Here is a 13,736-nt window from a genome sequence, read left to right on the forward strand (position 1 = left end):
TCACATAAAGCTTACGAACCTATGTATCTTTAGATCAGCGCCCGAGACTTTCAACAGCAGTCAGAGCGCCCACACCTAAAGAGAGCTCTGAGAAAGTGTTTTTTCAGGAAGCAGAAAACGGACCAATGCCAGGAAAACGCCAAAACCAAAACCCACCACCAAACCCAACACCAAGATAAGGAGTTTTCGCGGCTTGATGGGTTGATCAGGCAACTCTACCAAGCCATCCTGACGGAAAACGGTAACACTCGCAGGGTCAATATCCAGTGTACGGTAAAACGCTAAGCGTTCCTGTTTCTGACGCAACTGACTAATGAAAGGATCGTCCGACTGTCTCTTCTGCAGGTTGTCAATTTCCGCTTCGAGGGCTTTGCTACCACGCATATACATCAGAGAGCCATCCATGCCGACGGACACTTCCGCTGATAGCTCGCCCTTTATGACTGGCGGTTTCTCCAGGCCAATAGACCTTGCGATAATCAACGCCTCCTTGAGTTGCACAATATGGTCTTCGCGCTCCTTACGTGAGCTTGATTGCTGCCTGTCGATTTCTCGCTCAAGGTTATTTGCTTTGATCGTCGCATCGCTCTTGATGTTACCAAGCACTTCCTGTTTGGCATGATCGCCAGCCATCACCGCAAACGCCGTCACCCATTTCACCGCATCATTGGGATTGGGAACTGTAGCGATGATAGAGAAGCGCGTCAGATCTTCTTTGCTGGTTAATGCAACCGCCAAAGACCTGTCGAATCGACCAAACATCGCATTCTGTGAACCAATGCGCTGCGACTCAGCAATACCCGGCAGGTAAACACTCTCAAACAGATCCCTGCGCAAGGCCTCAGACTGCAGATGCTTGAGGTAGACATCGTAGACATCCTTGACCGTTAGCACCGGCAAGCCAGTACCTTCCCCCCGCCCATAATTGAGGTTTGCAATATCATTTTGTGTCGGGGGCTGCACATAAAACGTTGTTTCGTAGGTCGGCGTTACGTACCAGGCGTAGCCAGCAGCTGCCAGGAGTCCAATGGTCGTGCACAGCACAATCAGAATTTTCTGCTTCCACAGCCCTTTGTACAGGTCTGTTAAATCCATCTCGTCGCTCTCAATCAAGCGGTCTCGATCGTTAACCATTATTCTCAATTTTCCTTGAATGCAACTCACCGGGCTCGCGGCGGAAATTCAACGACCAAGAGCCTGGTCACCCATGTCGGGCAACAGTAGAAGCGTAGCAGCTCGGTCGAGGGCGAAGGCACGTAACAGCGGTTACGGCTTGACACAACCACAACGGCTCGGTGACTTTTCCTGCATCGAAGCAGAGCCAACCGGCCGTCCGGCCACCGATTTTCGCCTAGAATATCTGATACTTACGCATCGGAAAACCAGCTTTAAGATTCGCCTTACACACTGAAGTTCACCCACACAGACTCCGCTTGTCGCATATCACAATCAAGACAAAGGGGCGAGGGGGTGAAGAAGCAAATACCCTCTAACAGCAATCACCGTAAAGTGTGCAGTAAAGGAAAAAATGAGTGCGCTAATTAATATCGCGCAATTTCAGTCCATTTCTCCTGCGACTACGCTTGACAACCAGCAAACTCACAGCTGGCCCAAAAAACAGCCCAACTAACAAGGCAGCAATCAGCAAAGCAGAAACAGGGAAGTGCGGCAGAGAGAAACCCAAAAAAACCAAGCCGACCGCTTCCTGATTTTCCAGGACAAATAACAGGACAGCCGCCGCCAGCAAAAGGAATACAAATACCAACAGTAGGCGCTTGATTTTATTCACCCCTCCCTCCCTGATACTCATTGCCGCCTTCTTCCTCCTCCTCATTCACCCGATCCCGCAACTCCTTCCCCGGCTTGAAATGCGGAACAAACTTGCCATCCAGGCTAACCGACTGACCAGTCTTCGGATTACGCCCTACCCGTGGCGCACGGTAGTGCAATGAAAAACTGCCGAACCCACGGATCTCGATACGATCGCCGGTGGCCAGGCATTGGGACATTTGCTCAAGCATGGTCTTGATGGCCAGCTCCACATCCTTGGATGAGAGCAGCCCTTGATGGGTGACAATTCGTTCGATCAACTCCGACTTCGTCATAATTTTCCCTTCTTTTTCAAGCAGCTAGATCAGCGCTTCAAAGGTTTTAGCATGCCCTGACAAATTTGAACAGCCCCATGCTGTACCCTGCTTTTTCTCCTTAGGCACTGCAATGCCCTACCCACCCACTCACCTGCAGATAACCAGCATCGTGCGCGTGATACAGCCCGCTGGATTGAAGCCGAAGAGATAATCCTCCTCTTCCTTGGCATCATCGGACCTTGCCACCACCTTGTAGCCTGAACCATTGCATTCTTTAACTGCGCGCTTTTGGCACCTATCCCACCCCGACCCCAGCCCCGAGCAATCGATCTCGATACCACTGACCCCACGCACGACATGCGTTCTTGCATTAGTTGTACAACCAGCCAATGCCAGCACCGCCATCACGACAACGAGCCTTTTCATTCGCATCCTTATGCCAGGCAGACAGCCTGACGGTCGCTTACCCCAAGCTAAGACTAGCTGCAAATAAGCGATTGATCCTGCTAAAGAAAGAGACAGTTTTGCTGAGGGAATGTTTCGTGGTTGGCGCGCAGAAGAACGCGCCTGCTGGGCATGGGTCAAATTCCAGGCACAAAAAAGGGCGACCGAAGTCGCCCTTTTTTACAGAAAGTCAGAACTTAGTTCTGTTTTTCCGCTTGTGCAGCACGCAGCAGGTCACCCAGGGTGGTGGCTACTGGAGCGTCACCAGCTACTGGCTTGTCGCGCAGGCTCTGGATAGCTTCTTTCTCGTCTTCAACGTCTTTCGACTTGATCGAGAGCTGGATTACGCGGCTCTTGCGATCAACGCTGATGATCTTGGCTTCTACTTCTTCGCCTTCTTTCAGAACGTTGCGCGCGTCTTCAACGCGGTCACGGCTGATTTCGGAGGCTTTCAGAGTCGCTTCGATATCGTCGGCCAGGGTGATGATGGCGCCTTTAGCGTCAACTTCTTTCACGATGCCCTTAACGATTGCGCCTTTGTCGTTCTCTTGAACGTACTCGGAGAACGGATCGCTTTCCAGTTGCTTGATACCCAGGGAGATGCGCTCACGCTCTGGGTCAACCGACAGGATAACGGTGTCCAGCTCGTCGCCCTTCTTGAAACGACGAACAGCTTCTTCGCCCACTTCGTTCCAGGAGATGTCGGACAGGTGAACCAGGCCGTCGATGCCGCCGTCCAGACCAATGAAGATACCGAAATCGGTGATCGACTTGATGGTGCCGGAGATTTTATCGCCCTTGTTGAACTGGCCAGAGAAATCTTCCCATGGGTTAGATTTGCACTGCTTGATGCCCAGGGAGATACGACGACGCTCTTCGTCGATGTCCAGAACCATAACTTCCACTTCGTCGCCGACTTGTACGACTTTCGAAGGGTGGATGTTCTTGTTGGTCCAGTCCATTTCGGAAACGTGTACCAGGCCTTCAACGCCTTCTTCCAGCTCAGCGAAGCAGCCGTAGTCGGTCAGGTTGGTTACACGAGCGGTAACGCGAGTGCTTTCTGGGTAACGGGCTTTGATAGCAACCCATGGATCTTCGCCCAGTTGCTTCAGGCCCAGGGAAACACGATTGCGCTCGCGATCGTACTTCAGAACCTTGACATCGATCTCGTCGCCAACGTTGACGATTTCGGAAGGATGCTTGATACGCTTCCAAGCCATGTCGGTAATGTGCAGCAGGCCATCGACGCCACCCAGATCGACGAATGCGCCGTAATCGGTGAGGTTCTTGACGATACCTTTGACTTGTTGGCCTTCCTGCAGGGATTCCAGCAGAGCTTCGCGCTCGGCGGAGTTCTCGGCTTCCAGGACGCTGCGACGGGAAACGACAACGTTGTTGCGCTTCTGGTCCAGCTTGATGACCTTGAATTCCAGCTCTTTGCCTTCCAGGTGCGTGGTGTCGCGCACTGGACGGACGTCAACCAGAGAACCTGGCAGGAACGCACGGATGCCGTTAACGTCGACAGTGAAGCCGCCTTTAACCTTACCGTTGATAACGCCCTTGACCACTTCTTCGGCTGCGAAGGCTGCTTCCAGAACGATCCAGCATTCAGCGCGCTTGGCTTTTTCACGGGACAGCTTGGTTTCACCGAAACCGTCTTCAACCGAGTCCAGAGCAACGTGAACTTCGTCACCGACGTTGATGTTCAGTTCGCCAGCGTCGTTGTAGAACTGCTCCAGCGGGATCAGTGCTTCGGACTTCAGGCCAGCGTGAACGGTTACCCAGCGAGCTTGGTAATCGATATCAACGATAACACCGGTGATGATGGAGCCTGCCTGAAGGTTCAGGGTTTTTAGGCTTTCTTCAAAGAGTTCCGCAAAGCTTTCGCTCATTTTAATTCCTGTTGATGAGGGCGAAGAATACGCCCATCTCCACACCCCAGACGGTGTGGGTTAGTTTCATTTAAAAGAAGCGCCACAGGACTATGACTGGTCCCCTGCGGCCTTCTTGGTCACCCGGCGATATCGCGAATGGCGATCTCGCTCATGATGCGTTCCAGCACCTGGTCGATGGATAATTCCGTGGAATCCAGCTGTATGGCGTCAGCCGCCGGTTTGAGCGGGGCTACCGCTCGCTGGGTGTCACGCTCGTCGCGTGCACGTATCTCATCTAGCAGACTCGACAGACTAACATCCTCGACCTTGTCCTTCAACTGCAAATATCGACGACGTGCCCGCTCCTCGGCGCTGGCGGTCAGGAAAATCTTCAGCGGCGCATCCGGAAACACCACCGTGCCCATGTCGCGACCGTCAGCCACCAGGCCCGGCGCTTCCCGGAAGGCGCGCTGGCGCTGCAGCAACGCCTCGCGTACCGCGGGCAATGCAGCCACCTGGGAGGCACCCGAGCCGATGCTTTCGGTACGGATCACATCGCTGACTTCATCACCTTCCAAGATGATGCGCTGCAGCTGACCTTCGGTCGCCGCGATGAACTGCACATCCAGATGAGCGGCGAGTTTCTTCAGCAGCTCTTCATTGGTCAGGTCGACGCCGTGGTTGTGGGCGGCGAAGGCCAGCAGGCGGTACAACGCACCGGAATCCAGCAGGTTCCAGCCCAGGCGATTGGCCAGGATCCCGGCGATCGTGCCTTTGCCCGAACCGCTTGGCCCATCGATGGTGATGACCGATGCACTGTTCTTCACGACTGGGCCTCTTGGGCAACGCGGATACCGACCTGCGCACACAGCGCGAGGAAGTTGGGGAACGACGTGGCGACGTTGGCGCAGTCATGGATGCGGATCGGTGCGGTGGCGCGCAGCGAGGCAACGCTGAAGGCCATGGCAATCCGGTGGTCGCCGTGACCGTGCACTTCGCCACCACCGATCGAGCCGCCATCAATGATGATGCCATCCGGGGTCGGCTCACACTTGACGCCAAGTGCCAGCAAGCCATCGGCCATGACCTGGATACGGTCCGATTCCTTGACCCGCAGCTCTTCGGCGCCGGTCAGCACGGTGCGCCCTTCAGCACAAGCGGCAGCCACGAACAGCACCGGGAATTCGTCGATCGCCAACGGAACCAGCGCCTCGGGAATCTCGATACCCTTGAGTTTAGCTGCACGCACGCGCAGGTCAGCCACCGGCTCGCCACCGACTTCACGCTGGTTTTCCAGGGTGATGTCAGCGCCCATCAGGCGCAGGATGTCGATCACACCGGTGCGGGTCGGGTTGATGCCGACGTGCTCGAGCACCAGCTCCGAGCCTTCGGCGATCGATGCGGCCACCAGGAAGAACGCCGACGACGAGATGTCGCCCGGCACTTCGATGTGGGTCGCGGTCAGCTTGTTGCCGGATTCGACCGACGCGGTGGCGCCGTTGACGCTGACCGGGTAGCCGAAGCCGCGCAGCATGCGCTCGGTATGGTCGCGAGTCGGTGCCGGCTCGGTGACGGTGGTCTTGCCTTCGGCGTACAGGCCCGCCAGCAGCAGGCAGGATTTAACCTGGGCACTGGCCATCGGCATGGTGTAGGTCAGGCCCTTGAGCTTGTTGCCACCACGAATGATCATCGGTGGACGGCCTTCAGCGGCGGTCTCGATCACGGCGCCCATCTCGCGCAGCGGGTTGGCCACGCGATTCATCGGGCGCTTGGACAGCGAAGCGTCGCCGGTCAGGGTGCTGTCGAAGTCTTGCGCGGCCAGCAGGCCGGACAACAGGCGCATCGACGTGCCGGAGTTACCCAGGTAGATCGGGCCCGGTGCCGGCTTGAGGCCATGCAGGCCGACGCCGTGAATGGTCACACGACCATGGTGCGGGCCTTCGATGACCACGCCCATGTCACGGAACGCCTGCAGGGTCGCCAGGGCGTCCTCGCCCTCGAGGAAACCTTCGACTTCGGTGACGCCTTCGGCCAGGGAGCCCAGCATGATCGAACGGTGGGAAATCGACTTGTCGCCTGGTACGCGAATCCGACCGGACAGGCGGCCACCAGGTTGAGCCAGGAAAATCAGATCGTTGGAATTCATAGCGTCCACATAGGCCCGACGGGCCAGGATTTTACTGAAATGCTCGCGGGCAACCCGGGCGCGCGTGAAAACGCCCAACAATTGGTGCCCATCCCCTGCATCGACCGCGTCGCGCAAGGCGTCGAGGTCGCTGCGAAATGTATCGAGTGTGCGCAGGACAGCGTCGCGGTTAGCGAGGAAGATGTCATGCCACATGACCGGGTCGCTCCCGGCGATTCTTGTGAAATCGCGGAAACCGCCCGCAGCGTAACGGAAGATCTCAAGATTTTCATTGCGCTTGGCCAGCGAGTCGACCAGGCCGAATGCCAGCAAGTGCGGCAGATGACTGGTGGCGGCCAACACTTCGTCGTGCCGCTCGACTTGCATGTGCTCGACATCGGCGCCCAGTTCGCGCCACAAGCGGTCGACCACGGCCAAGGCTTGCGGATCGGTCTGTTCCAGCGGTGTGAGGATCACTTTGTGGCGACGAAACAGTTCGGCATTGGAGGCTTCCACTCCGCTCTGCTCGGAACCGGCGATCGGATGCCCCGGCACGAAACGCGCCGGCATGCCGCCAAAAGCTTCGCTTGCCGCATGTACAACATTGCCCTTGGCGCTGCCGACGTCGGTCAGGATCGCTTGCCCCAGATCCATGCCGGCCAACCGGCCAAGCATTTTTTCCATGGCGAGGATCGGCACAGCCAGCTGGATCACGTCGGCGCCCTGGCAAGCGACCGCCAGGTCGTCTTCGCAGCGGTCCACTACACCCAGTTCAACCGCCAGCTTGCGCGACTGCGGGTCGAGGTCAACCCCGACCACTTCGCGGCACACGCCACTTTCGCGCAAACCCTTGGCAAACGAACCGCCGATCAACCCCAGACCGACCACCACCAGGCGTCCGATCATAGGCTCAGCAGATTGAGGCACAGTGACATCAACCACGAGCCATAACCTTGGTCAGCGCCTCGAGGAAGCGGCTGTTTTCCGCCGGCAGGCCGATGGTGACGCGCAAATGGTTCGGCATGCCGTAGTTGGCCACCGGACGCACGATCACGCCTTCGCGCAGCAAACCCTGGAACACCGGAGCCGCTTCGCGACCCAGATCAACGCAGATGAAGTTGCCTTTGGAAGGAATCCAGCTCAGCCCCAGATCACGGAAACCCGCTTCCAGTTGCTGCATGCCCGACTCGTTCAAGCGGCGACTTTCTGCCAGGTACTCGGCGTCTTGCAGCGCAGCGCACGCAGCGGCCAAGGCCAGGCTGTTGACGTTGAATGGTTGGCGCACGCGGTTCAGCACATCGGCGACCACGGCGGTGGAAAAGCCATAACCGACGCGCAATGCCGCCAGGCCGTAGGCCTTGGAGAAGGTGCGCGACACCAGCAGGTTCGGGTAGGCCGCCAGGAAGTCCAGGCCGTCCGGCAAGTCGCTGCCTTCGGCGTATTCGATGTAGGCCTCGTCCAGCACCACCAGCACGTGCTCCGGCACGTCCTGGAGGAATTCGTCCAGCGCCTCGGTATCGAACCAGGTCCCGGTCGGGTTGTTCGGGTTGGCGATGAAGACGACGCGGGTATTGGCGTCGATCGCCGCCAGCATCGCAGGCAGGTCATGCCCCCAGTCCTTGGCCGGGATCACTTTGGCCTGGGCGCCGACGGCCTGGGTCACGATCGGGTAGACCGCGAACGCATGCTCGCTGAACACCGCATTCAGGCCAGGTGCCAGGTAGGCGCGCGCCACCAGCTCAAGGATGTCATTGGAGCCGTTGCCCAGCGTTACCTGGTTCAGCTCGACGCGGCACTGTTCGGCCAGCAGGGTCTTGAGCGCAAAACCGTTGCCGTCCGGATAGCGGGTCAGCTCGACCAGGGCATCACGGATGGCGGCCAGGGCCTTGGGGCTCGCGCCCAGCGGGTTTTCGTTGCTGGCCAGCTTGACGATGCTGGATGGATCCAGATCCAGCTCACGTGCCAGTTCGTCCACGGGCTTGCCCGGAACGTAAGGCGAAAGTTGTTGCACGCCCGGCTGTGCCAGAGCGAGGAAATTGCCACTCATTTGCTACCGCCCCTTAGAGAACTGCTTTCGGGTAGGAACCCAGCACTTTGAGTGCTACTGCTTCCTGACTGATCTTTTCCAGCACACCTTTTACCAGCGGATCGCGGTGGTGGCCGACGAAGTCGATGAAGAACACATAAGTCCATTTACCGCTGCGCGACGGACGGGTCTCGATGCGCGTCAGGTCGATGCCGTTGTCGTGGAACGGCACCAGCAATTCGTGCAGCGCGCCCGGCTTGTTGCTCATCGAGACGATGATCGAGGTCTTGTCGTCGCCGGTCGGCGGCACTTCCTGGTTACCGATCATGAGGAAGCGCGTGGAGTTGTCCGGACGGTCCTCGATTTTCTCGGCCAGTCGGGTCAGCCCGTAGAGGCCGGCCGCCATGTCGCCGGCGATCGCCGCCGAGTTCCACTCACCCTTGACCCGCTTGGCCGCTTCGGCGTTGCTGGACACCGCCACGCGCTCGACATTCGGGTAATGGGCATCCAGCCACTTGCGGCACTGGGCCAGGGACTGGGCGTGGGAGTAGATGCGGCTGATGCTGTCGGTCTTGGTGTTTTCACCGACCAACAGGTGGTGGTGGATCCGCAGCTCGACTTCACCACAGATCACCATGTCGTGCTCGAGGAAGCTGTCGAGGGTGTGGTTGACCGCGCCTTCGGTGGAGTTTTCCACCGGGACCACGCCAAAGTTCACCGCACCGGCCGCCACTTCACGGAACACTTCGTCGATGGCCGCCATCGGCTTGCTGATCACGGCGTGACCGAAGTGTTTCATGGCCGCGGCCTGGGTGAAGGTGCCTTCAGGGCCGAGGTACGCCACTTTCAGCGGCTGCTCGAGAGCCAGGCACGAGGACATGATTTCGCGGAACAGCCGCGCCATCTCTTCGTTGCCCAGCGGCCCCTGGTTGCGCTCCATGACACGCTTGAGCACCTGAGCTTCGCGCTCGGGACGATAGAACACCGGCACTTCGCCTTCGGCCAGCGAGGCCATCTTTACTCGCGCAACTTCCTGGGCGCAGCGTGCGCGCTCGCTGATCAGCTCCAGGACTTTTTCGTCCAGGGCATCAATGCGCAGGCGCAGTGCCTTGAGTTCTTGCTCAGACATTAGCCGTGTTCCTTCTCGAACTCTGCCATGTACGCCACCAGCGCGTTGATCGCGTTGATGTCCACGGCGTTATAGATGGAGGCGCGCATGCCGCCCACGGAACGGTGACCTTTGAGGTTCAGCAGGCCACGTTCGTCGGCACCGGCCAGGAACGGCTTGTCCAGACGGTCGTCCGCCAGGCGGAACGGTACGTTCATCCACGAGCGGTCCGACTTGTTGATCGGGTTGCTGTAGAGGCCGCTGGCGTCGATGAAGTCGTACAACGTGCGCTGCTTGACGTCATTGAGCTTACCGATGGCCTCGACACCGCCCTGCTCTTTCAGCCACTCGAACACCAGGCCGGACAGGTACCAGGCCAGGGTCGGCGGGGTGTTGTACATCGAGCCGTTATCGGCTGCGACCTTGTAGTCGAGCATGGTCGGGCAAATGGAACGAGCCTTGCCCAACAGATCTTCGCGAACGATGTTCACGACGATGCCGCTCGGGCCGATGTTCTTCTGGGCGCCGGCGTAGATCATGCCGAAACGCGAAACATCGATCGGGCGCGACAGGATGTCCGAAGACATGTCGGCGACCAGCGGAACCTCACCCGTTTCCGGAACCCACTGGAATTCCAGGCCGCCGATGGTTTCGTTCGGCGCGTAGTGGACGTAGGCCGCGTCTTTAGACAGCTTCCATTCGTTCTGGCCGGGAATGGCGAAATAGTCGTAGGGCTTGGCGGTGGCGGCAACATTGACGTTACCGAAGCGCGACGCTTCCTCGATGGCTTTCTGCGACCAGATACCGGTGTCGATATAGTCGGCGGTGCCGCTTTCAGGCAACAGGTTCAGGGGAATCTGGGCGAACTGCTGGCTGGCGCCACCTTGCAGGAACAGCACTTTATAGTTCGACGGGATATTCAGCAGATCACGCAGATCCTGCTCGGCCTTGGTGGCGATGGACACGAACTCATCGCTGCGATGGCTCATTTCCATGACCGACAGGCCTTTGCCGTGCCAGTCGAGAAGTTCACCCTGGGCGCGCTGCAGGACAGCTTCGGGAAGCGCCGCAGGACCGGCACAGAAGTTATAGGCTCTCTTGCTCACATCCAATCTCGCTCTGATTTGGTGGTATCACGCAATAAATCAAATTATCAATCGACACAGGGTCCCTGCTGAAGCACAGCTTTTGTAGGAGTGAGCCTGCTCGCGATTGCATCACCGCGATGTGTCAGACATACCGCGGCGCCTGCATCGCGAGCAGGCTCACTCCTACAAGGGACTCCATGGGTGTCGAATTTTTCATTCAGGACAAACAACAAGGGGGCGAATTTTCATCCGCCCCCTGCTTACCCGCTTATTCCTGTGGTTCTTCGTCAGCAGCGGCGTCGAGTTGCTGGTCCTCGACGATGTCGTCGATCACGACATTGCCTTCGAACTCAGCACCTTCTTCACCTTCGAGCTCTTCACCCTCGACTTCCGACGGCTCCTGGACCCGCTCCAGGCCGACCAGCGTTTCATCGTTGGCCAGCTTGATCAGGGTCACGCCCTGGGTGTTACGACCCAGGCTCGACACTTCGTCGACACGGGTACGCACCAGGGTGCCCTGGTCGGAAATCAGCATGATTTCCTCGCCGTCGAGCACCTGGACCGCACCGACCAGACGGCCGTTACGCTCGTTGCTGACCATGGCGATAACGCCTTGACCGCCACGCTTGTACTCAGGGAATTCGGTGATCGCCGTGCGCTTGCCAAAACCACGCTCGGAAGCGGTGAGGATCTGGCTGCCTTCTTCGGGGATCAGCATGGAAATCAGCTTCTGCCCTTCTGGCAGGCGCATGCCGCGCACACCGCGGGCGGTACGGCCCATGGCGCGAACGTCGGATTCCTTGAAGCGCGTGACCTTGCCGCCGTCGGAGAAAAGCATGACTTCGCGCTCGCCATCGGTAATGGCCGCGGAAATCAGCACGTCGCCTTCGTCCAGCTCCAGCGCGATCAGGCCGACGCTGCGTTGACGGCTGAAGGATTCCAGCGGGGTCTTCTTCACGGTACCGTTGGCGGTGGCCATGAAGATGAAGTGACCTTCGGTGTATTCCTCGACCGGCAGCATGGTGGTGATGTATTCACCGTCATCCAGCGGCAGCAGGTTGACCAGCGGACGACCACGGGCGGCACGGGAGGCTTCCGGGATTTCGTAGGTTTTCAGCCAGTACACCTTGCCCTTGCTGGAGAACAGCAGCAGCGTGGTGTGGCTGTTGGCAACCAGCAGGTGAGCGATGTAGTCCTCATCCTTGACGCCGGTCGCCGACTTGCCTTTACCGCCACGACGCTGGGCCTGGTAGGCCGCCAGCGGCTGGGTCTTGGCGTAGCCACCGTGGGAAATGGTCACGACGCGATCTTCTTCCGGGATCATGTCGCCCAGGGTCAGGTCGAGGCGTGCATCGAGGATCTCGGTGCGACGCACGTCGCCGTATTCGGCACGGATCACTTCCAGCTCTTCGCGGATCACTTCCATCAGGCGCGTGGCGCTGTTGAGGATGCGGATCAGCTCGCCGATCTGGTTGAGGATCTCTTGATACTCGGCCAGCAGCTTTTCGTGTTCCAGGCCGGTCAGACGGTGCAGACGCAGCTCCAGGATGGCTTGCGCCTGCTCTGGCGACAGGAAGTACTTGCCGTCGCGCAGGCCGTATTGCGGATCGAGGTTTTCCGGACGGCACGAATCGGCACCGGCACGCTCCACCATCGCCACTACTGCCGAGGATTCCCAAGGGGTGCTGACCAGCGCTTCCTTGGCTTCCGACGGGGTCGGCGAGGCCTTGATCAGGGCGATGACCGGGTCGATGTTCGACAGGGCAACCGCTTGACCTTCGAGGATGTGGCCACGCTCGCGCGCCTTGCGCAGTTCGAACACGGTACGGCGGGTGACGACTTCGCGACGGTGACGCACGAAGGCTTCCAGCAGGTCCTTGAGGTTCAGGATGCGTGGACGGCCGTCGATCAGCGCGACGATGTTGATGCCGAATACCGCTTGCAGCTGGGTCTGGGCGTAGAGGTTGTTGAGGATGACCTCAGGCACTTCGCCGCGACGCAGCTCGATCACGACGCGCATACCGTCCTTGTCGGACTCGTCGCGCAGCTCGGTGATGCCTTCGAGTTTCTTCTCTTTTACCAGCTCGGCGATCTTCTCGATCAGACGCGCCTTGTTCAGCTGGTAAGGAAGTTCGGTGATGACGATCTGCTGGCGACCACCGACCTTGTCGATGTCTTCGATCATCGAGCGGGCGCGCATGTAGATGCGTCCGCGACCGGTGCGGTAGGCCTCGATGATGCCGGCGCGACCGTTGATGATCGCGGCGGTCGGGAAGTCCGGACCCGGGATGTACTGCATCAGCTCGTCGACGGTCAGCTCGGGGTTGTCGATGAGCGCCAGGCAACCGTCGATGACTTCACCGAGGTTGTGCGGCGGAATGTTGGTCGCCATGCCCACGGCGATACCGCTGGAGCCGTTGACCAGCAGGTTGGGAATACGGGTCGGCATGACCGCCGGGATCATTTCGGTGCCGTCGTAGTTCGGCACCCAGTCCACGGTTTCTTTATGCAGGTCAGCCAGCAACTCGTGCGCCAGCTTGGTCATGCGCACTTCGGTGTATCGCATGGCCGCGGCGTTGTCGCCGTCCACCGAACCGAAGTTGCCCTGGCCGTCTACCAGCAGGTAGCGCAGGGAAAATGGCTGCGCCATCCGAACGATGGTGTCGTACACCGCAGTATCACCGTGCGGGTGATACTTACCGATCACGTCACCGACAACACGGGCAGATTTCTTGTACGGCTTGTTGAAGTCGTTGCCCAGCTCGCTCATCGCGAACAGCACGCGCCGGTGCACGGGCTTCAAGCCATCGCGCGCATCCGGCAGTGCCCGCCCGACAATTACGCTCATCGCGTAGTCGAGATAGGACTGCTTCAGCTCGTCTTCGATATTGACCGGGAGGATTTCTTTGGCCAGTTCGCCCATGAGAAGCCTGATTCCTTTTTCTGGTGAAACTTCGTCTCATCCATATGGGACGAACGAAGCT

At 58.8% G+C, this 13,736-nt stretch carries 11 protein-coding genes; all 11 read right to left on the reverse strand.

Annotated elements, in window-relative coordinates; all coding sequences use genetic code 11:
• Positions 1 to 75: 75 nt before the first annotated feature.
• A complete protein-coding gene (locus tag HFK74_RS30660; protein ID WP_180206808.1) occupies positions 76 to 1,134 on the reverse strand; it encodes an LPS O-antigen chain length determinant protein WzzB in 1,059 nt (352 codons plus the stop codon).
• A 403-nt stretch (positions 1,135 to 1,537) separates the two neighbouring features.
• Entirely contained in the window at positions 1,538 to 1,789 is a 252-nt protein-coding gene (locus tag HFK74_RS30665) for a DUF1049 domain-containing protein (RefSeq protein WP_368738185.1), read from the reverse strand.
• A complete protein-coding gene (ihfB, locus tag HFK74_RS30670; RefSeq protein ID WP_180206810.1) occupies positions 1,782 to 2,105 on the reverse strand; it encodes an integration host factor subunit beta in 324 nt (107 codons plus the stop codon). The genes HFK74_RS30665 and ihfB overlap by 8 nt, the downstream gene beginning before the upstream one ends.
• A gap of 129 nt (positions 2,106 to 2,234) precedes the next feature.
• Complete coding sequence (locus tag HFK74_RS30675) at positions 2,235 to 2,513, reverse strand: hypothetical protein (RefSeq protein WP_180206811.1); 279 nt, start codon at positions 2,511 to 2,513, stop codon at positions 2,235 to 2,237.
• 215 nt (positions 2,514 to 2,728) lie between these two features.
• A complete protein-coding gene (gene rpsA, locus HFK74_RS30680; RefSeq protein WP_180206812.1) occupies positions 2,729 to 4,423 on the reverse strand; it encodes a 30S ribosomal protein S1 in 1,695 nt (564 codons plus the stop codon).
• Positions 4,424 to 4,542: 119 nt separating this feature from the next.
• Complete coding sequence (cmk, locus tag HFK74_RS30685; RefSeq protein ID WP_180206813.1) at positions 4,543 to 5,232, reverse strand: (d)CMP kinase; 690 nt, start codon at positions 5,230 to 5,232, stop codon at positions 4,543 to 4,545.
• Complete coding sequence (locus HFK74_RS30690) at positions 5,229 to 7,436, reverse strand: bifunctional prephenate dehydrogenase/3-phosphoshikimate 1-carboxyvinyltransferase (protein WP_218953887.1); 2,208 nt, start codon at positions 7,434 to 7,436, stop codon at positions 5,229 to 5,231. Before HFK74_RS30690 ends, cmk begins: the two co-directional genes overlap by 4 nt.
• Positions 7,437 to 7,464: 28 nt before the next feature.
• The gene (gene hisC, locus HFK74_RS30695; RefSeq protein ID WP_180206815.1) at positions 7,465 to 8,577 is read right to left on the reverse strand and encodes a histidinol-phosphate transaminase; all 1,113 of its coding nucleotides are present in this window, start codon (positions 8,575 to 8,577) and stop codon (positions 7,465 to 7,467) included.
• A gap of 13 nt (positions 8,578 to 8,590) precedes the next feature.
• Entirely contained in the window at positions 8,591 to 9,685 is a 1,095-nt protein-coding gene (gene pheA / locus HFK74_RS30700; protein WP_007939916.1) for a prephenate dehydratase, read from the reverse strand.
• Positions 9,685 to 10,770: a 3-phosphoserine/phosphohydroxythreonine transaminase gene (gene serC, locus HFK74_RS30705; protein WP_180206816.1), complete on the reverse strand. Its 1,086-nt coding sequence runs from the start codon at positions 10,768 to 10,770 to the stop codon at positions 9,685 to 9,687. The genes pheA and serC overlap by 1 nt, the downstream gene beginning before the upstream one ends.
• A 250-nt stretch (positions 10,771 to 11,020) precedes the next feature.
• The gene (gyrA, locus tag HFK74_RS30710) at positions 11,021 to 13,675 is read right to left on the reverse strand and encodes a DNA gyrase subunit A (RefSeq protein WP_180206817.1); all 2,655 of its coding nucleotides are present in this window, start codon (positions 13,673 to 13,675) and stop codon (positions 11,021 to 11,023) included.
• Positions 13,676 to 13,736 lie beyond the last annotated feature (61 nt).

It is taken from the genome of Pseudomonas sp. SbOxS1 (genome assembly GCF_013416725.1).
Classification (GTDB): domain Bacteria; phylum Pseudomonadota; class Gammaproteobacteria; order Pseudomonadales; family Pseudomonadaceae; genus Aquipseudomonas.